Source organism: Gordonia sp. UBA5067 (assembly GCF_002414845.1).
GTDB lineage: Bacteria > Actinomycetota > Actinomycetes > Mycobacteriales > Mycobacteriaceae > Gordonia > Gordonia defluvii.
This window is the reverse complement of sequence record NZ_DIAX01000086.1, coordinates 42,629-62,728: the sequence shown is the minus strand read 5'-3', so window position 1 is coordinate 62,728 and position 20,100 is coordinate 42,629. Positions and strand designations below refer to the sequence as shown.

Annotated in this window: 15 protein-coding genes and 1 pseudogene; 7 read left to right on the top strand and 9 right to left on the bottom strand. The window is 68.8% G+C overall.

All coding sequences use genetic code 11. The annotated features are described in order from the left end of the window. Nucleotides 1–69 precede the first annotated feature (69 nt). Entirely contained in the window at nt 70–801 is a 732-nt protein-coding gene (locus B4M62_RS14615; RefSeq protein WP_290714285.1) for a VIT1/CCC1 transporter family protein, read from the bottom strand. Between the two features lie 93 nt (nt 802–894). On the opposite strand from B4M62_RS14615, the gene B4M62_RS14610 reads away from it, so the two are divergent. After that, on the top strand, nt 895–1,359 hold the full coding sequence (locus B4M62_RS14610; protein ID WP_290714284.1) for a DUF2231 domain-containing protein: 465 nt from the start codon (nt 895–897) through the stop codon (nt 1,357–1,359). An 18-nt stretch (nt 1,360–1,377) separates the two neighbouring features. Here the strand turns inward: B4M62_RS14610 and B4M62_RS14605 are convergent, their stop codons facing one another. Continuing rightward, nucleotides 1,378–1,698, bottom strand: a complete 321-nt coding sequence (locus tag B4M62_RS14605; protein WP_290714283.1) for a putative quinol monooxygenase — start codon at nt 1,696–1,698, stop codon at nt 1,378–1,380. Nucleotides 1,699–1,845: 147 nt separating this feature from the next. Here B4M62_RS14605 and B4M62_RS14600 point away from each other — a divergent pair. Beyond that, nucleotides 1,846–2,649 (top strand): annotated as a pseudogene (locus B4M62_RS14600) (AMP-binding enzyme); the annotation flags it as partial. Between the two features lie 74 nt (nt 2,650–2,723). Further along, nucleotides 2,724–3,596 carry an SCO6745 family protein gene (locus B4M62_RS14595; protein WP_290714282.1) on the top strand — a complete coding sequence of 291 codons (873 nt, stop codon included), beginning with the start codon at nt 2,724–2,726 and terminating at the stop codon, nt 3,594–3,596. Between the two features lie 10 nt (nt 3,597–3,606). On the opposite strand, the gene B4M62_RS14590 is transcribed toward B4M62_RS14595, so the two are convergent. Further along, nucleotides 3,607–4,275: a hypothetical protein gene (locus tag B4M62_RS14590; protein ID WP_290714281.1), complete on the bottom strand. Its 669-nt coding sequence runs from the start codon at nt 4,273–4,275 to the stop codon at nt 3,607–3,609. A gap of 77 nt (nt 4,276–4,352) precedes the next feature. Here B4M62_RS14590 and B4M62_RS14585 point away from each other — a divergent pair, with 77 nt between their 5' ends. Beyond that, nucleotides 4,353–6,017, top strand: a complete 1,665-nt coding sequence (locus tag B4M62_RS14585; protein WP_290714280.1) for a sulfatase-like hydrolase/transferase — start codon at nt 4,353–4,355, stop codon at nt 6,015–6,017. Nucleotide 6,018: 1 nt separating this feature from the next. Here the strand turns inward: B4M62_RS14585 and B4M62_RS14580 are convergent, their stop codons facing one another. Beyond that, the gene (locus tag B4M62_RS14580) at nt 6,019–7,230 is read right to left on the bottom strand and encodes a GAF domain-containing protein (RefSeq protein ID WP_290714279.1); all 1,212 of its coding nucleotides are present in this window, start codon (nt 7,228–7,230) and stop codon (nt 6,019–6,021) included. Between the two features lie 163 nt (nt 7,231–7,393). Between B4M62_RS14580 and B4M62_RS14575 the strand changes: the two genes are divergently transcribed. Next, nucleotides 7,394–9,235 (top strand): flavin-containing monooxygenase, encoded by a 1,842-nt coding sequence (locus B4M62_RS14575; protein ID WP_290714278.1) that lies wholly within the window; start codon nt 7,394–7,396, stop codon nt 9,233–9,235. Between the two features lie 37 nt (nt 9,236–9,272). On the opposite strand, the gene B4M62_RS14570 is transcribed toward B4M62_RS14575, so the two are convergent. Further along, nucleotides 9,273–12,662 (bottom strand): DEAD/DEAH box helicase, encoded by a 3,390-nt coding sequence (locus tag B4M62_RS14570; protein WP_290714277.1) that lies wholly within the window; start codon nt 12,660–12,662, stop codon nt 9,273–9,275. 172 nt (nt 12,663–12,834) lie between these two features. On the opposite strand from B4M62_RS14570, the gene B4M62_RS14565 reads away from it, so the two are divergent. Further along, on the top strand, nt 12,835–13,389 hold the full coding sequence (locus tag B4M62_RS14565) for a DUF664 domain-containing protein (protein ID WP_290714276.1): 555 nt from the start codon (nt 12,835–12,837) through the stop codon (nt 13,387–13,389). 369 nt (nt 13,390–13,758) lie between these two features. Here B4M62_RS14565 and B4M62_RS14560 read toward each other — a convergent pair whose 3' ends face one another. From B4M62_RS14560 to B4M62_RS14550, 3 genes are all read right to left on the bottom strand, one after another. After that, the gene (locus B4M62_RS14560) at nt 13,759–15,393 is read right to left on the bottom strand and encodes an AMP-binding protein (protein WP_290714275.1); all 1,635 of its coding nucleotides are present in this window, start codon (nt 15,391–15,393) and stop codon (nt 13,759–13,761) included. 169 nt (nt 15,394–15,562) lie between these two features. After that, a complete protein-coding gene (locus tag B4M62_RS14555) occupies nt 15,563–16,294 on the bottom strand; it encodes a class I SAM-dependent methyltransferase (RefSeq protein WP_290714302.1) in 732 nt (243 codons plus the stop codon). Between the two features lie 4 nt (nt 16,295–16,298). Continuing rightward, on the bottom strand, nt 16,299–17,039 hold the full coding sequence (locus tag B4M62_RS14550; RefSeq protein ID WP_290714274.1) for a TetR/AcrR family transcriptional regulator C-terminal domain-containing protein: 741 nt from the start codon (nt 17,037–17,039) through the stop codon (nt 16,299–16,301). Between the two features lie 46 nt (nt 17,040–17,085). Between B4M62_RS14550 and B4M62_RS14545 the strand changes: the two genes are divergently transcribed. Continuing rightward, the gene (locus B4M62_RS14545) at nt 17,086–18,282 is read left to right on the top strand and encodes a glycosyltransferase family 4 protein (RefSeq protein WP_290714273.1); all 1,197 of its coding nucleotides are present in this window, start codon (nt 17,086–17,088) and stop codon (nt 18,280–18,282) included. 24 nt (nt 18,283–18,306) lie between these two features. On the opposite strand, the gene B4M62_RS14540 is transcribed toward B4M62_RS14545, so the two are convergent. Continuing rightward, entirely contained in the window at nt 18,307–20,100 is a 1,794-nt protein-coding gene (locus B4M62_RS14540; protein WP_290714272.1) for a hypothetical protein, read from the bottom strand.

Here is a 20,100-nt window from a genome sequence, read left to right as displayed (position 1 = left end):
CCTCAGTACGCGACGGTCAAGCGCCGTCGACGGTGGTGCCAGAACCCACTGCGTGGACGCCCCGAGGCATCAGCCGACGGCAGTCCCGACCAGGCTGCCGATCCCGTAGGTGACGATCATGGCGAGCGCGCCACCGATCACCACGCGCATCGTCGGCCGGAGTACCTTGGCGCCGCCGAGGAGGGCGCCGATGGTGCCCGTCAGCATCAGGGCCAGCAACACCGACACGAACACCACCGGGATGCGCCAGGCAACCGGCGGCAGCAGCACCGCGATCAGCGGGAGCAGCGCGCCGACGGTGAAGGCGATCGCCGACGACAAGGCCGCCAGCCACGGGTTGGCGAGGTCGTCTGGATCCAGCTTCAGCTCCGCGTCGGCGTGGGCGGCGAGCGCGTCATGCTCGGTCAGCTCGGCGGCCACCAGGTGGGCCGTCGCCGACGACAGCCCTTTGGCCTCGTAGAGGCCGGCGAGCTCGGCCAGCTCTGCTTCCGGTTCCTCGCGCAGCTCCCGCCGCTCCTTGGTCAGCAAGGCGGCCTCGGTGTCGCGCTGGGTGCTCACCGAAACGTACTCGCCCAGGGCCATCGAGACTGCCCCCGCGGCCAGGGCCGCGATTCCCGCGGTGAACAAGGCGGTACGGTCAGCCGAGGCAGCGGCGACACCGACGACGATGCCCGCCGTCGAGACGATGCCGTCGTTCGCACCGAGCACGCCGGCCCGCAGCCAGTTGAGCCGGTTCGCCAAGCCACCGGTGTGCGGTTCGTCGGGGTGCGCATGCGGGACAGTTGCCGCAGTCTCGGTCATAGCCCCTACGGTGCACTGATTCCCGGCACGACCGCAAGCAAGGGTTGGCGTCCCTACTGCGCGGTGAGCGGGCCGCCGCGCTACGCTCCCGGCATGGATTCGATTGCCGGCCTGCCGCTGCACCCACTGATCGTTCACTTCGTGGTCGTGGCCGTTCCGGTCACCGCTCTGGTCGGCATCGTTGTCTCACTGTGGCCACGGGCGCGCACCCACCTGGGCTGGTTCCCGCCCCTGCTGGCCCTGGTCACCCTGATCGCAGTGCCGATCGCCTCCAACGCCGGCGAAGCGCTCGAAGAGAAGCTCGGCCATCCCGCGTCCATCGCCGACCACGCTGAACTCGGCGACAAGTTGATCCTTGCTGTCGCGCCACTGTTCCTCATGATGCTGGCGCAGTGGCTGCTGGACCGGCCCGCCTGCTACGAGCGGATCCCGCTCAGCGCCGCCGCCCTGATCTGGGCGCGCCGCGGACTTGCGCTGGCCGTCATGCTGGCCGCGATCGCTGCAATTTGGCTGGTGTTCCTGGTCGGGGACACCGGCGCGCGGGCCGTCTGGTCCTGACCGCGCACCGCCGATACGTCAGTCGACGGCGAGGACGCCGAGCTGATCCCAGCCGTCGCCCGGCACCTGACGCACGATGATCTCCGGGGTCTTCACCAAGAACGGATGGATCTTGGCGCCGCCGGCCTGGAAGTGGGCGCTCTGCGCGTGCGCGGCGAAGCCATCGTCGGTGTAACCCTCCAGAACGACGAACTCGCTCGGATCGTCGAGGCTGCGCGACCACAGGTACCACAGGTTGCCCGGTTCGGCGCGCGTCGCGTCGACGAGGTCGGCAATGGCCGCGGGAAAGGCGTCGGCGAGTTCTGGTTTGACGTGGAAGCGGACGTTCACGATCTGCATGGGCGTCACGCTACTCCCGTTGCTGCGAGCTAACCGCACACCGCGTCGAGTACCCACACTGCATGCCGACGCAGGGTGTCGACGACCGAGGTGTCGTCTGGCGTGTACCGGATCAGACAGTTCTCGAACAACCCGTCGAACATCGTCACGTTCCTGCCGCCGACGCTGCTCTACATGGTGCTGACGCATCCCGCCCTCGATGAAACGGATCACTCGTCCTTGCAATGCTTCTGGTATGGCGCGGCCCCGATGTCGGTGGCTCGTCTCGCGGAAGCGCTGACTCGCATCGGGCCGGTGATGGCGCAACTGTTCGGGCAGACCGAGGCGCCGATGATGTTGTCGACGATGGCCCCGGCAGAGCATTTCCATCCAGATGGAGCGGTGGCGGCGCATCGGCTTTCGTCCGCGGGGCGACCGTCACCGCTCGTCACGATGGGAATCATGGATTCCCGCGGCGCCCTCCTACCGCGCGGTGAGCGGGGCGAGATCGTCGTCCGATCGTCGCTCGTGACGCCGGGCTACTACCGCAACCCGGCGGCGACCGCCGAAGCGTCGGAGTTCGGGTGGCATCACACCGGCGATGTCGGATACCTCGACGACGACGGCTTCCTCTTCATCGTCGACCGGGCCAAGGACATGATCATCACCGGCGGCTTCAACGTGTACTCGGTGGAGGTGGAGCAGGCTCTGCTCGCGCACCCCGGCGTCCAGGACTGCGCAGTCATCGGCCGACCCGACGACAAGTGGGGCGAGCGGGTCGAGGCCGTCGTCCAGCCGAAGCCGGGCCATCCCGTCGAGCCGGCGGCGCTCGTCGCCTTTGTCAAAGCTCGAATCGGCAGCGTCAAGGCGCCCAAGATTGTGCACGTGTGGCCCGACCTGCCGCGTTCAAAGGTGGGCAAGGTCGTCAAACCGGAGGTGAAGGCCCGGCTGGCATCCGATTCCCGACCCTGATTGCCCAGTTTCATCGCCTCTCCTACCACGGCGCCCGCGTTACGCTGGCAGCACCCGACCGCGAGGAGATCGCCATGACCAGTGCCGCCCGCCGCGCGCACGAAGCCCTCGAACCCTTTCACCTCCTGGCCTATTTCAACCCCGGCCTCCAGGCCGCCCAGGCCGACACCCGACTCGACCCGCACGCCTTCTACGTCGGCGCCCGTGGCGCGCCCCTGGGACCATGCGCCGGTTCGGTCGTTGCGTCGGCCTTCTTCAACTTCTCCCCGGCGCTGATCGGCACGGCGTGGGCGTCGGCATGCGCGGTAGGGCTCGACGCCGTCGTCGATCGTCGCAACGCAATGCTGGGCGAACAGTTCCATGCCATCCTCGGCGACCTCGGCGAGCAGCCCGCCATTGCCGATCTCGCCGCGCGCTACGGCGCTCTCGCCGCTTCGCTACCGCTGAACGGACGCGCGCTGGCCGCCGCGTGGGCGAGTGCTGCGATCCCCGACGAACCGATCGTGGCCCTGTGGCACAACATCGCGGTTCTGCGGGAATGGCGCGGCGACAACCACATCGCGGCACTGGTCGTACACGGGCTCGACGGCATCGACGCCCGCACGTTCCATGAGTCCCAGCTGCTCGATCCGGGGATCCGCCGGGTCACGCTCGGCAAGCGAATGTCGATGCTGACCCGCGGCTGGTGCGACGACGATTGGGAACTCTCGGTGGACCGCCTCGTCGAGCGGGGCCTGGCCGAGCGAACCGGCCCCAACGAGTCCGGCATCGCGCACCGCCTCACCCCCGACGGTGCGGAACGCTACGACGACATCGAGGCCATGACCGATGCGCTCGGTGAAAGTGTCTGGACCACAAGCGGCGTCGACTCACTCCTCGAGGCGACCCACCCGCTGGTGAAGGCGGTCATCGACGCCGGTATCGTGCCCGGAACCCGCACGAAGTAGCCGCCGGCGGTCAGCCGCCGACCTGCGAGCCGGCGAAGTAGGCGGTGCGCACCGACACCTTCACCGGGCTGCCGAGATCAGGGTTGCCCGCGCCGAGTCGGCCGAGTTGCACCGTCCAGATCGCCGTCGACCGATCGATCGCCGTCGTCGCGTCGGCGCCCTGCAGCACGACTTGATTCTGACCACCGGTACACGAGTACGCCCCAACCATTCCGTCGGCCCGTCCGCCCCAGGCGCCGCCGACCCGGACCCGGCACCGCCGTCCGTCGGCCAACTCGAGCCCCCACGGTTCGGGGGTCGCCGACGGTTCCGCGCGCAGCGGCAACCGGCCCGAGGTGATCTCCCATTCGATCAGCGTCCGGTCCCACGGTTCGGTGCCGCACAAGAGTCTGTGGCCCGTACCCGGCCAGCACACATCGGCCGACTGGGCTGATGCGCCACACCCGCCGAACACGCCCATCGTCGTCGCCGACCGGCTGATCTGGGCGAACTGGCAGTCGATGGAATTGTCGCCCTGCATCGGTTCGACCCGAAAGCCCTTGGCCGGCTTACCGCCGACGACGGCAACGATCGTGTCGATCTTCGTCGTCTTCTCCGGTCCCGGGCCCGGCCGAACGTCACAGCCGGCCAACCCGGCGGCGAGTAACCCGGCGCCCACCAGCACGATCAGTTTGCGCATAGCTCCACCATGCCTCACCGGTCGCCGACTTCGCCCGAAATAGCGGAGTGTTGGCCACGACCGGTAATGATGTCCCCATGGCAAACCTCCCCCGCAACGTCCCCGCGAGCGAGCAGCCGGGCCTCCCCGTCACCCGGCGAGGCTTCCTGTCGATGGCCGCCGGCGCGGGCGCCATGGCGCTGGGCGGGGCCGTGGGGGGCACGGGCACCACCGCGGCCGCCCCCGGCCAACCACGATCCGGGTCGATGCTGCGGCGCCCCAACATCGTGCTGTTCATCACCGACCAGGAACGCAAGCCCATGCACTGGCCCACGGGCTGGGCGGCGCGCAACCTGCCCAATCGGCAGCGCCTGGTCGACCACGGCCTCACCTTCGAGAACGCCTTCTGCGCGGCCGCCATGTGCTCGCCGAGCCGCAGCACCTTCTTCACCGGTAAGTACCCCGCCGAACACGGCGTGACCCGCACCCTCACCGAGGGTGGGACGTTGTCGCCGACCGAGCCGACGCTGCCCGTCGACGAGCAGAACATGGCCAAGCTGCTGCGCTCAGCCGGCTACCGGGTCCACTACCGCGGCAAGTGGCATATGAGCAAGAGCCCCGACGGCCACGGCCCGCGCCCGTCGGACATCGCCCGTTACGGCTTTGCCGGCTGGCGCTCCCCCGACTTCGGCGGCGATACCTCACCGGCCAACTTCGGCGGTGGCTGCGCCGACCACGACGGCTCGGTGACCCAGCAGGCTGTCGACTTCCTCCGAAACGAAAAGGCCGATGCTGCACAGCCTTTCGCGCTGATCGTGTCGCTGGCCAACCCGCACGACATCCTGTCCTACCCGCAGACGTGGAACCGGCGCGAAGGTGCCTGCGACAACTACGCGTCGAAGGCCCCCGGCGCCTTCCGTCAGGGCATCACCCTGCCGGCCTCCTACCCGGAGAACCTGCTGACGAATTTCAAGCCCAGCGCCCAGGTCCAGTCGCAGCTGCTACTGGCCGGCGGCCTGGGTCCGCTGTTCACCCCGCAGGCCGCCACCGACTACGCCAACTTCTACGCCTACCTGCACAGGGTGGTCGACCAGCACCTCGGCACCGTCCTGAACACCCTCGACGAGGCCCCGGCCGTGCGCGACCAGACGCTCATCGTCCGCATCTCCGACCACGGCGAGATGGGCATGTCCCACGGCGGGCTCCGTCAGAAGATCTTCAACGCCTACGACGAGACGCTGCGCGTGCCGCTGATCATCAGCAACCCGGTGATGTTCCCGACCGGTGCCACCACCGAGGCAATGGCCTCCCTCGTCGACCTCATGCCCACCTTCGCCACCCTGGCCGGCGTCCCCGACCGCGACAGGTGGACGTTCCGCGGGACCGATCTGACACCGGTCATCGCCGACGCCGTCGCCGCGCCGGGGTCGCCGCGGACCGAGGTCCAGGACAGCGTCCTGTTCACCTTCGACGACGACAACGTCGCCACCCCCGACGGGCAGAACATCGTGCGCCAGCCCAATCACCTGCGCGCGATCCGCACCAGGCGCTGGAAGTACGCGGTCTACTTCGACCCCCGCGGATCAACCCGCCCCCAACGGGAGCTCTACGACCTCGAGAACGATCCGCACGAGCTGAACAACCTGGCCGATCCGGCCAACGCCCGCGCCTACCGGCCCAACCTGGTAGCCCGGATGGACCGCAAGCTGCGCGCGGCGATGGCCCGCACCCGCACCACCCCGCCGGAGCGCGTGCTGAACTGAATCAGGCCGCGCCCACGACGACGTCGACGCCTTCGGCGAAACGGTAGGGCTCAGCGGCGAGCACGCCACCGAGTCGCTTGCGCAGGCGGGAGATCTCGGCGCGCACCGTAACCGTCCGCGCCGCGTCGCCGAAGAGGGCGACGGCGATCGCGCCGGCGGTCATCCCGGCAGGATGCTCAGCGAGCAGCCGCAGAATCTGCGCGTGGCGCGGCGAGGGCCGGTGCACCCACGCACCGTCGGCGCCGGACACCTGTACCTGCTGTTCGGCGGCGCCCGCGGCACTCAGCCGGACCAGCACGCGGGTATCGGCGGCCTCTTGGACCCGCACGAGCCACCCGCCGGGCATCGGCACCAATTCGCAGTCGCCCAGTCCGTGCACATACCACCGGCCCGGGGTGCACTCCCGCGGCAGCAGCATCTTTTCGCGCGGGGCGACCCCGTCGACGGCCGCCACCCAGCCAAAGCCGTCGACGGCGAGCGCCGGCCCGCCGGAGCGGGCCAGGATCGGCGCGGCGACCGCGCGCAGCGCGTCGAGACGGGCGCGGTGCTGCTCGCGCAGCTGCGCCTGCGCAAGCTTGGCGACGGTGTCCACCAGCGCCAGCGTCGTCGGGTGGATGGTGACCGCCGGGCCGCTCACGTCGACGACGCCGAGCACCGAACCGGTGCGCGGGTCGCGGATCGGAGCACCCGCACAGGTCCAATTGTGGTGGGTGCGCACGAAATGCTCGGCGGAGAACACCTGGACGGCCCGGCCCGAGGCCAGCGCAGTGCCTATCGCGTTGGTGCCCACCGCCGTCTCCGCCCACGAAGCACCCTCGGTGAAGCCGAGCCGGTCGGCCTGGCCGAGGACCCGGGCGGACCCGTTGCGCCACAGCACCCGGCCGTGGGCGTCGGCCACCACCAGCACGTTCTCCCCGTCAACGATGAGGGTGTCGAGGTTGCGCATGACCGGCTCGAGGACCTCGCCGAGCCCGGAGTCGGCGCGGCGCGACTGCACCTGTCCGCCGTCCAACGTCGGTTCGGCGCCGCCGGAATCCGGGTCCACGCCGGCCTCTTTGACGCGCCGCCACGAGTCGCTGATGACCTCGCGGGGCCGGGCCGGGGCACGCTCGCCAGCCATCTCGGCGTCGTACACGGCATGGAGCACCGCGGCGTAGGCACGCGGGTCCTCACCGGCGGCCAACGCCGGTTCCGGGGCCGAAATCGCCGTCATGGGCGTCGTCCAATCGATGTGGTTCGGGTCACATCGAGGGTGCGACGGCAAAGCCGCCAAGTCAAGCCACGCAACCTGCAACCCCCTGCAACCCTTGCCGGCCCGGTCCAGCGGTTGTGTTCTGGATCACAAGCACTTGGAACAACGGGCCTTGGAGGACCGCATGACACAAACACTGGAACCCCGCACCGGCACGGCGCCGCGCACCCCGCAGCAACGGGTCGACGACTGGCTGGCGCGGTTCGACTCCGCACTTTCGGCGGGCGACCCGGCCGAGGTCGCCGGCCTGTTCGCCGTCGACGGCTTCTGGCGCGACCTGGTGGCATTCACCTGGAATCTCACGACGTCCGAGGGCCGCGACCAGATCGCCGACATGCTCGGCGCCCGCCTCGCCGACACCGGACCGTCGAACTGGGTCACCGCCGAGCCGCCCACCGAAACCCCCGACGGGGTGGCCGAGGCCTTCGTTGAATTCGAGACACAGTCCGGGCGCGGGAGCGCGCACCTGCGGCTGCGACCCGCTGCCGACGGCAACGACGAGGCCTGGACACTGCTCACCACCCTGCAGGAACTCAAAGGGCACGAGGAGCCCCAGGGGCACGGCCGCCCGCTGGGCGCGGTGCACGGGACCGACGCCGACCGGCGTTCCTGGGCGCAGAAGCGCGACGACGAGGAGGCCGAACTCGGTCGCACCGCACAGCCCTATGCACTGATCATCGGCGGCGGCCAGGGCGGAATCGCCCTCGGCGCGCGACTGCGTCAACTCGGGGTGCCGTCGATCGTCGTCGACAGCCACGACCGCCCCGGCGACCAATGGCGCAAGCGGTACAAGTCGCTGTGCCTGCACGACCCGGTCTGGTACGACCACCTGCCCTACCTGCCGTTCCCGGAGAACTGGCCGGTGTTCGCCCCCAAGGACAAGATTGGCGACTGGCTCGAGTTCTACACCCGCGTGATGGAGGTGCCGTACTGGTCGAAGACGACCTGTACCGGGGCGACCTACGACGAGGCGGCCCAGCGCTGGACCGTCGAGCTCGACCGCGACGGCGAGCAACTGACCCTGCACCCGACCCAGCTGGTTCTGGCCACCGGCATGTCGGGCAAGAAGAACACGCCGGTCTTCCCCGGCCAGGAGCTCTTCGCCGGCGAGCAGCACCATTCCAGCGAGCACCCGGGCCCCGATGCGTATGCCGGCAAGAAGGTCGTGGTGATCGGCGCGAACAACTCGGCGCACGATATCTGCAAGGCACTGGTGGAGAACGGGGTGGACACCACCATGGTGCAGCGCTCCTCCACCCACATCGTGAAGTCCGAGTCACTGATGGAGATCGGTCTCGGCGCCCTCTACAGCCAGCAGGCCGTCGACTCGGGCATGACCACCAAGAAGGCCGACATGGTCTTCGCCTCGATGCCGTACCGCATCATGCACCAGTGGCAGGTCCCGATCTACGACGAGATCCGCGAGCGCGACAAGGATTTCTACGACAGCCTGACCGCCGCCGGTTTCGACTTGGACTTCGGCGACGACGACTCGGGACTGTTCCTGAAGTACCTGCGACGCGGCTCGGGCTACTACATCAACGTGGGTGCCAGCGAACTGGTCGCCGACGGCACCATCAAGCTCGCCAAGGGCGGCGTCGACCATCTGACCCAGGGGTCGGTGGTCCTGTCCGATGGCACCGAGCTGCCCGCCGACGTCGTCGTCTACGCCACCGGCTACGGATCGATGAACGGCTGGGCCGCCGACCTGATGGGCCAAGAGGTCGCCGACCGGGTCGGCAAAGTGTGGGGCCTGGGTTCGGACACCACCAAGGACCCCGGGCCATGGGAGGGCGAGCAGCGCAACATGTGGAAACCCACGCAGCAGCCGGGCCTGTGGTTCCACGGCGGCAACCTGCACCAGTCGCGGCACTACTCGCTGTATCTCGCACTACAGCTCAAAGCGCGCTACGAGGGCCTCGACACCCCGGTGTACGGGGTGCAGGAGGTGCACCACCTGAGCTGATCGGCACGGTGCAGCCATCCGCGAGTTGCTCGTCGGCTCACCCGTCGAGCAACTCGCGGATATCGCTCTCGGTGATCCCGGAGCCGAACAGGTCGCCGTCGTCCAGCACCGCGTTGAACAGTTCGCGCTTGCGGTCCTGCAGCGCGATGACCTTCTCCTCGATCGTCCCCGTCGACACCAGTCGATACACGGTGACCGGGCGGGTCTGGCCGATACGGTGGGCGCGGTCGACGGCCTGCGCCTCAGCGGCCGGGTTCCACCACGGGTCGCAGACGAAGCAATAGTCGGCCTCGGTCAGGTTCAAGCCGAAACCGCCGGCCTTGAGACTGATCAGAAACACCTGGACGCCGCCGCGGGTGAACTCGGCGATCTGCACCGAGCGCGCCGTCGCCGTCATCGACCCGTCCAGATAGGCGAAGGCGATACCGGCCTCGTCGAGCTTCGCGCGCACCAGTGCGAGGAAGCCGGTGAACTGGCTGAACACCAGCGCCGAATGCCCCTCGGCGATCAACTCGGGAAGTTGCTCGGCGAGATGATCGATCTTTGCCGACGCCACGCCGGCATCGTTCTCCTCGACCAGTCCGGCATGCAGGCTCAACTGTCGGAGCATCGTCAACGACCGGAAGATCTCAAAGCGATTGCGTTCCCAATCCCCCAGCAGACCAAGGACTTTCTGCCGTTCCCGGTTCAACCGCGTCTGATAGATCTTCTCGTGCTTGGGATTCAGGTCGAGCGCAAGGACCTGCTCCTGCTTCGGCGGAAGGTCTTTGACCACTTGGTCTTTGGTACGACGCAGCATCACCGGCTTCATCCGCCGTCGCAGCAGGGCAAGCCGGTCGGGCTCGGCCCCCGACTCGATCGGCTTGCGGAAGTAGTCGGTGAAGGCCTTCGGCGACGGGAACAGTCCGGGCGCACTGACCGACAGCAAAGCCCACAACTCCATCAGGCCGTTCTCCATCGGCGTGCCGGTCATGGCGACCTTGCACCGCGCGTTGATCCGGCGCGCAACCTGGTGGGTCTTGCCGTGGTGGTTCTTGATGAACTGCGCTTCGTCGAAAAGCACAACCGCCCAGTCGAACTCGTCGAACGCCTCGAACTGCAACCGGAACAGCGTGTACGAGGTGACCACGATCCGGGCGGCGCCGATCTGCTCGTCGATCGGCCCGTCGGTGCGCACCGATGCCACCGCCGCGGCACTGGCCGACGGCAGGAACTTCGCGGCCTCCCGCACCCAGTTCCCCACGACACTCGTCGGTGCGATCACCAGGAACCGCAGCGCCGGATCCTCGTCCAGCGCGCTGGCGATCAGCGACAATGCCTGCACCGTCTTGCCCAACCCCATGTCATCGGCGAGGATTCCGCCTATCTGGTTGTCCCACAAGAACTTCAACCAGTTGAACCCGTCGATCTGGTAGTCCCGCAGCTGCGCCTGCAGCGAGGCCGGCGGTTCGCTGCGTCGCGGCAACGTCGCCGAAGCGAGTCGCACCATCCGCTCGCGCCACCGCGCGAGGTCGCCGTCGACCACTCCGAGCGACAGCAACTCCTCCCACAGCGTCGCGTTGTACGACTCACGGCGCACCCGCGAACCCTCGATCTCACCGAGCGCCCGCGCCTCGTCGAGCAGGTCGGTCAGCCGCGCCAGGGCCGGATGATCGAGCGGAAAGTACGTTCCGTCGTCGAGCAGCATGTGCGTAGCGCTGCTGTTGAGTTCGACGATGAGCCGGTCGAGCGGCACGATGGCCCCGTCGACCTCAACCCGCACGTGCAGGTTGAACCAGTCGTTGCGGCCGTCGTCGTCGGCGCTCAAGGTGATGTCCGGGTCGCCCTGAGCAGCGCGGAACCGATCGGCGTCGCCGTTCACCTCGACGCGCACCCCGCGCTCGCGCAGCAGCGGCAGGACCTCGTAGCACAGCACCGCGGCGTCGATCGGGGAATAGGTGAAGACGCGGCGGAGCAGGTCCACGTCGGCGGCGCGCACGGCCGCGGGAATCGACGGCGCGGCGGACAGCGTCTGAACGTAGTCCAGCAGCGACTCCCGGCCGGCGGAGTCGGCGTGCCGCATGTCTTGCTGCAGGTAGTGAATCGCCTGGTTGCGCCACCGCGCGCATACGCCGGCCACCGTTTGCATCGCATCGCGCGCCGTCGCCAGCACCGCCGCCTCCGCACCCGCGTCGCGGTAGGCCAGCGCGCCGGTGCCGTCGTCGACCGCCTTCAGGCGCCCGTTGATCTCATAGGTCGCCTTCCACTGCACGCGGGCGCCCTGGTCGTTGAGGTCGACGCGCAGGGCCGCGAACGGCCCGGCAATCGTCGGCTTCACAATGGCCTCGTCGTCGATGAGCACCGGCAGCGACGCCGGCAGGCTGGGCACAACCTCGGTGGCGAACTCGGCGACCTCGGCCTCCGGGATGTGCATGGCCGGCGCGGCGAGCAGCCGCTCGAGTCCGCGGTCGTTGCCCGGGGACTCGAACCGGCCGATAAGCATGACGTCGTCGCCGATGGCGTACATGCCGTGCGGGCGTGGCACGCCGATGAGGCCGACCGGCCCACCCGGGTAGGCCTCGTGATTGACGTGGACGAAGGTCTTCACCGTGATACCGCTGCCATCCGCGGCGCGCGATACCTCCAGTCCGACACCGGAAGTCTCGACCAGTTCCACCGCCGTGATACCGAGCGCCGGCGACGGAAGCAGGACAATTCCGGCGTCGCGGGCATCGGCCAGCAGGTCCCAGATGTCGGACGGTGACGATCCGAGGGCGATGGCACCGGCATTCTGCGCCTGATAGTTCGACACGAAGGCACGGGCGATCGCGCGCGCCGCACGCAACTGCCGGTCGTCGTACGCGTCTGGGTCGACCTGCGGCGTCCGGCCGAGTGCGTAGCCCATTCCGGTAAGCGTTGCATTCCAGCTGATCCCGGTCTTGATCCAGTTCCCGGTACGCCCGACGGTCAGCAACGTGATGCTCGGCGCGGGATGCTGCGCATAACGGGTGCCCTTGGGCAGGTGGAATTGGATCGCCAACGGCCGAACCGGACCGGACAGCGAAGTCTCCGGCGCCGGGTCGGACGAAAAGCCGCCCAGCACCGAGCGCCACGGCCGGGCGGCCGGCTGATCGAGCGATTCGAGCGCCGGCTGGCGTGATTCGGTGAGCAGGAGTGCGACCGCATGTTTGCAATACCCGTCGACCGGGCACGTACAGCTGGTGCCGGCCAGGAGACGATCGCCGCGCCCGTCGGGGGTGAATCGCGCGGCGACATCGTAGATGGCACCCGACCCGATGGACTTGGCCCGCAACAGCAATCCGCCGCTGGACCAGACGCGGTTCATGATGTGCCGTTTGTCGGCATAGGCGAGCCCCCGCTGGATAGCGCCGGGGTCGAAGTCGACGAGGTCGTCCGGGGTGTAGGAGAGCGGGACGAACGACGGCATGGGACCAGGGTAGGCGGTGACGCCTACGGGCGCCCGGGCCGAAGACCACAGGTGTGGACGGTCGGAGATGGTGGACAAGGCGATGTGGCCCGGGCACTTCCCGGCGACCGTGTCCGACGTCGGGCGTAGCGTCGAAACGCGTCCGACCATCCCCCGACCGACAGGATTGATCATGGCCTTCTACACCGCAGTCGAGCTCCCCGTCGACGTCGACGGGGAGAAACGCGAACTCCTCGAAGTACTGCGCGACCAGCGCAATCTGTTCCTCGTCACCGTGCGCGACATCACCGATGAGCAGGCGCGCACGCGCACCACGGTCAGCGAGCTGACCCTGGGCGGACTCACCAAACACCTGGCGTCGGGCGAACACCGGTCGGCGACGGGGATCGTGCGTCCCGACCCCGATGCGGAATTCGATATGGCGGCACTGGGCGACAACTACACCCTGTTGCCCGACGAGACGCTCGACTACTACCGCGACCAGTTCGTCGCCGGCGCGGCAGCATTCGACCGCGCCGTAGCCGACGCCGACCTTGACACGTTGATCCCGATGCCCACCGCGCCCTGGGCGCCGGAGCGCGAGTGGCTGTCGGTGCGCTCGCTGGTCGTCAACAAGTTGCGCGAAACCGCGCACCACTGCGGTCATGCCGACATCATTCGTGAGGCGCTCGACGGCCAGTCGACGATGGCCGCGATTTCCGAAGGAAAAGACTGGGCGCAGGAATGATCTGATCCGGCGCGGCGCGCGCCGAACTCCCAGATCCTGCCCAGGTCACACTCAGTTCCCGGTGAGGTCCGCTGGTTACGTTCGGGGCGGTTGAAGAGTTCGGCCCGCTGACGAAAGGACGCCGAGATGCCTCCCCACCACCGCCCGCCCTACGGGAACCGCCCCCCTTACGGGAACCGCCCGTCCTACGGCCCGCCGCGGCGCCGTCGTCGCGGAGACCGCCGCGAGGACCGCCGGCACCGTCGGTGGCGCTGGGGCTGATTCCACCGAGTCGACCCACCCCAGACGAACCAGCAAAGGGCCCGACTGCACAGTCGGACCCTTTGCGTAGATTCGCCGGGTGCCGGAAGGGTCCGAACCCGCCCGCGGTCAGGCCAGCGGGCCCGCCGGCAACTCGCGGCGGACCAGCTTCCCCGTCGGATTGCGGGGCAGATCATTGACGAAGACGATGTCGCGCGGCACCTTGTATCGGGCGAGATTCGCCTTGACGTGGGCCCGGAGGTCGTCCTCGGTCGGGCTCGCACCCTCCACCGGCACGATGAATGCCCGCAGTCGCTTGCCGAACTCTTCGTCGTCGACACCGATGACCGCCACGTCGGCGACCTCGACATGCGCGGCCAGCAGGTTCTCGACCTCCTGCGGGTAGAGGTTCTCGCCGCCGGAGACGATCATGTCGTCGTCGCGCCCGGCGATGTGCCAGAGGTCGTGCTCATCGACGAGCGCCATATCGCCGGTCGACATGTACCCGTCGATGACCTGTTTGCTGCGGCCGTCGGTGTATCCCTCGAACGGCGCCCCGTTGCGCACGAATAGGCGGCCCGCGACGTTTTTGGCGGTCACCTGCTTGTCGTTGTCGTCGTAGAGGCGCAGGTAGCTCGAGATCGGGGCCTTGCCGATGGAACCGGGGGACAGACGCAGGTCGTGTGGTGTGGCGACCGTGGCGACGGCGACCTCGGTGGATCCGTACAGGTTGTAGAGGGTGTCGCCGAAGGTGTCCTGCCAGCGGTTGCACAGTGCGGGCGGCAGCGCCGAGCCCGCCACGACGACTGTCTTGAGCGAGGAGGTGTCGTACTTGCTGATGACGGCGTCGCCCAGCGCGAGGATGCGGTACAGCATCGTCGGGACGGCGACGAGGACTTCGGCCTGATTGTCGACGATGGCCTGCAGCGTCTTCTCCGGGTCGAAGCGCCGCGTGACCACGGCCGTGTTGCCGAGCGCGGTCAGGACCCCCCACATGGCCCAGCCGGTGGAGTGGAAGATCGGCGACACGACTACCGCCGCCTTGTGTTGGGGCAGCGGAATCCGGTCCAGGATCAACGCGCTCGCGAACGGGGAGATCTTGGATCGCCGGGCGCCCTTCGGCAAACCGGTCGTGCCGCTGGTCAGGATGACGAAGCCGGCGAATTCCGCGGGCAGCGGTGGGGCCGACGGATCACCGGAGGTGACGATCTCCTCCAGGACGCGCACGCCCGTGGGCGGCTTCCCCGTGGAGTCGACCCAGGTCAGATAGCGCTTCTGCGCGGGGAAGTCCGCAACCAGATCGCTGAACTCCTCGTCGTAGAACATCGCCTTGATGCCCTCGCGTTTGGCGACCTCGTTGAACTGCGGCTTGCCGAACCCGGTGTTCATCATGGCGAGCCGGAGTCCGGCGCGGCCGGTGCCGGCGATGACGGTGAGCAGTCCGCGATGATCGCGCGCGATGATGCCGACGACATCGCCCTCGCGGAGTCCGTCCGCGTGGAGCTGGTTGGCGATCGCGTTGGCCCTGGCGTCGAATTCGGCGAAGGTCAGCATGCCGGCTTCGTCGACGATCGCGGCCTGGTTGGGGGACTCACGCGCAACATGGCCGACGACGGTGGCGATCGGCCCGATCGACTTGCCCAGCTTCACCGCCTCGACGACCTGCTTGGGCTTCTTCAGATCGATGGCGCCGGAATTCTGCAGCACCTTGATCGCCCCGATGGTGTCGGAGATCTGTTCGAGCGTGTTGCGCAGGGAAAGCATGAGCACCTAATCCTTCTGACTACGGTCGTTGTCTGACCGCCAGCCTAGCGGAATGTGATGGCTGCCACGCTACCGCCCCGGGTCGGTGCGATGGACCACCTACTGAGATCCGGGGCCCACCGGACCGCCTCGGTGATAATCACGCCGGTGTCTCGCCACAGTGCGGATTTCAGCAGCCCCCGCAGCGCAGCACCATCACCAGGTTCGTGGCCGCGACTTCGCGCAGGCCCGGAACAGCCAACACCCACCACGCCCAGCGCGGCAGATAGCGCGGAAACGCCCCGGCCAGGTGCGCACCACGAGCCGAATGCGCCCACGCCAGCCCCTGCGCCGCGGTCACCTTGAACAGCGACTCCCCGTAGCGGTTCTTCGGCGGATGTCCCTGTCGGCGCGTGTATCGGGCGGCCGCCCGATGCCCGCCCAGGTAGTGCGACAACCCCATCTCGTGACCGCCGAACGGCCCCCACCACAACGTGTAGCTGATGATCACCGTGCCGCCCGGCCGCGTCACGCGAATCATCTCGTCGGCCATCTCCCATGGTCGCGGAGTGTGCTCGACAACGTTCGACGAGAGGCACACGTCCACCGATCCGTCGGCAAACGGCAGCGCTTCCCCGGCCGCACGGACCGTCGTGCGATGGGCCAGTCCGGCGGCGCGCAGCTCGCCGGCGTCCGGGTCAACGGCGAGGTAGCGCGCGCCGTGCTCGGCGAACGCGTCGGCGAAGTACCCCGGCCCGCCGCCCACATCGAGTACGACGGCACCGTCGATATCGATCACGGCGCCGACCATCTCCGCGGTGTCACGGGCCAGTGCACCGTAGAAGCGCGCCGGATCGGACTGCTCATACTTGAAGTCCCGCAACAGATTCCATGCGCGACGCAGGGTGGCGCGGCGCCGCATGCGCTCAAGCACGATCCACCCGCGCCACAACTCCCGCGACCAGCAACTCCAACGCGAACTCGAACTCATCGTCGAGTGCGCGTGGGTACCGGGCCACCCTGGTCAGAGTCGGGAAGTGCTCGGCATCCAACGACGCGTAGTACTCGCGCATGGCGACCACGTCGGCCTGATCATCGTCGGTCCCCTGCAGCGCGGCCCCAACCACGAGCCGCCCAAGTGCCGCGTACGTGTCGGCGGCGTCGGCCGGGCTGAGGCCGTCCCGGACCATTTGACTCATCCCCATCTCCTGCCGGTACAGCGCCACCGGCCCGGCCGGCCGCTGCGTCAGGAATAGCCGCGCCGCGGCCGGATGACGCTTGAGGACCCGGTAACTGGTGCGCGCGCCAATCCGGATCCGATCGCCGAGATGCTCGACGCCCGGCTGCGCCGACGTGCCGCGCAGCTCGACCGCCAAGTCCTGCATCATCTCACTCATCAGCCGGTCGACGATCAATGCTTCCAGTTCTTCTTTGCCACCGGGCAGCTGGCGGTACAAGGTGGCCGTCGACGATCGCAGGGTCCGGGCGAGCGAGCGCATCGACAGCGCGTCGGTACCCCCCTCGGACAGGAGTGCCAGCGCGTTCTCCAGTATCTGATCCAATGGTCGCGACGGCCGGCCGCGACGCCCCGTCACCGGCGCCGCAGCGGCTTCTCGCTGCGCCCACCATCGGGGCGAGCCGGGCACTGCGGGCGGGTGGTCGATCACGACAGAAACAGTAGTCGCCCAGGAGGTGGGTATCCTGGTCGGCGTTATGTCTGCCGCCGCCACCCCTGCCGTCGTCCTGCTCTGCTGGCGCGACCTCGATCACCCCCAGGGTGGCGGTAGTGAGCGCTACGTGCAGCGCGTCGGCGCCGAGCTGGCCCGACGGGGCGCCCGTGTCACGCTACTGACCGCGGCGTTTCCCGGCTGCGACGACGAGGTGACCGTCGACGGGGTCCGCATTGTCCGGCGCGGCGGCCGGCTTTCGGTGTATCCACGTGCGCTGATGCTGTTGCTCGGCGCCCGGGTCGGACTCGGACCACTGCGGGGCGCCTCCCCCGACATCGTCGTCGACACCCAGAACGGCGTTCCCTTCTTCGCGTCACTGGTGACCCGGCGCGTCGTGGTTCTGGTCCACCACTGCCATCGGGAGCAGTGGCCGGTGGCCGGTCCGCTGCTGTCGCGGGTGGGCTGGTGGATCGAGTCGCGGCTATCGCCGTGGATCCACCGTCGTCGCCGCTACGTGACGGTGTCGGAGCCGTCGCGAACCGAGTTGATCGCCCTCGGCGTCGACGAGGATCGGGTCACGGTGGTCCGCGCCGGCATCGACCCGCCCCTGAGTGTCGAGGCAATGCCCAGCGGGCACCGCCTGGTCGTGCTCTCGCGACTGGTTCCGCACAAGCAGATCGAGCACGCACTCGACGCCGTCGCGGCGCTGCGCGACGACGTGCCCGGCCTTGGGCTCGACGTCGTCGGTGGCGGCTGGTGGGACGCGGAGCTGCGCGCACACGCCCGCTCGCTGGGGGTGGCCGATCGGGTCGTGTTCCACGGGCACGTGTCGGAAGAGCGCAAGCACGAACTGCTCGCGGGGGCCCGCGTGCACCTCATGCCGTCCCGCAAAGAAGGCTGGGGTATCGCAGTCATCGAAGCGGCCCAGCACGGCGTCCCAACGATCGGCTATCGCGCCTCGGCCGGGCTCACCGACTCCATCGACGACGGGGTGACCGGACTTCTGGTCGACAGTCGCGACGACCTCATCGCGGCGACGCGCACGTTGCTGGCAGATCCCGCCGTCACCAGATCACTCGGGTCCGCGGCACGCGAAGCGGCGCAAGGCTATTCGTGGTCGGCGACCGCCGACGGTTTTGATGAGGTGTTCGGCCGGGTGAACCCGCTGTTCGTATCTGGGTCGGGCGCGGAGGTTCTCGATCCGATCGCCCCGGCGCCGCGATCACTCAACCAGCGTTAGCGACGGTCGATCACACACTGTTCTTCACGAATCGAGTGTTGCCCGGGCGCGCGCCCGGCCGGCGGATCGAGACGTCGCACCGAGGAGGGCCAGCGCGATCCCGAGCCCCAGCACCCACGCCACATGCGCGCCGACTACGGCACCGCGCCGGACCGGCGACGCGCCCGCGGCGATGACCGGCCCCGGGATGCGGTAGAGCGCCAGGTACTCACCCTGGAAGACCGGCCTGTCCGTGCCGAAGCCGGCGGGGACACCGTTGCGTTCCGGCTCCTCCACCAGAAGCCACCCCACTCCGTGGGACGCCAGTTCCGTCGGCCCGGCGCCTTCGGCCAGGGCTAGCTCGACCTGCGCGGACACTCGTGTCGGATCGGCGTCGACCGTCTTCCCGTCGACAACCAGCGCCCCGGACTCGAGTACCGGCGCGCGCAGCAGCCGCCGCGCCGGATCGAGACTCGAGGTCGATGCAAAGGAGTACTCCCGCGTCATGGTCGGCGGCCACAAGGCAACGGCACCTTGATCTTTCGGGACCAACTGGGCGACTGCCACCCAGTCTGCCGGGAGGTTGACCGGGTGGAACCGCAGCGCGGCGTCGGGCAGGGGAGCGACGACGAGCAGCGCCACCAGGGCGACGGCGAAGCCCGCCGGCACGAGCCTGGTCAATCCGCGCACGCTGCCGGCGACGCCGATCACGGTGGCAGGCAGCAGGAGGGCAAGGAACTTCTGCGTGTCACGGAACAGGCCCGCGCCGGGCAGGTGGTCGACTGCCCAGCCAATGGCCGACAAGCCCGGCGGCGTCGAGGCAAACACGACCAGGGCGACTGTCGACAGGGCGAGCGCGGCGGCGATGATGAGGATCCGCTTGGCATTTCGGCTTGGGAGACCGGCGCCGCGATCACCCGGATGAGCGCACTCCGGGGCACCGTTCCGGCAGTCGAGTGAACTGTGGCCTCGCGACGAATCGCGACCGAGATCTCGTCCGGCGACAACCCAGCCCACGGCCACCAGCGCCAGCAACAGCAGGGTCCCTACCGCCGCCCACCACGTCGTCCGGCTGGCCGGGACCGCGTCGGCGTTCCAGATCCCCCCCATCCCGAGGGCGGTGAGCACCCGCCCCAACCCGGGCTCGGCGCGCAATGAGAATGCCTGCGCACCAGCGGGGTCACCGAGGATCCCCGCTGAGTTCAGGACGGTTGCCACCAGCCAGGGAAGGGCCCCGGCGACCACCGCGAGCACCGCAAGCGCGGACTGTCGAAGGCCGGTGGCCCGGGGCATGACAACGGTGGCCAGGACCACGATGCCGGCCAGGACCGATCCAGTCGGTGTCAACCCGGCGCCGAACACTGCCACCCACAACAGCGGCCAACCGGTGCGGTCCGACCGCCAAATCCGTTCGGCGGCAACGAAAATCCATGGGATGGCGGCGTATCCGGCGAGCAGGCTCCAATGCCCCTGCATCATTCGTTCGGCGACCCACGGGTTCCAGATCGCCGCGAGCGCGGCTGCGCACTGCGGTGCCCACCGGGCGTCGATCAGGACGCGCCCGGCGAGCAGGCCGGCGCCAACCCCACTGAGCGCCAGCGCGATCCAGGTGAGTGCGACGACGAGAATCGACCCCGGTACCACTGTGCTGGCAGCGGCGAGAAGCGCATCTTGCGGTACCGCGCGGGCCGGATTCTCACCCAGGCCCAGCGCCGCATCGGTGAGGAAGGAGCGCGGTGTCGACACCGCATCGCGCATCAGCAGCGGTCCGCCGCCCAGACCGGCGCCGATGACGAGCGCGCCGGCGCCCACGCTGACTGCGAGCAGCGGGCGCGACAC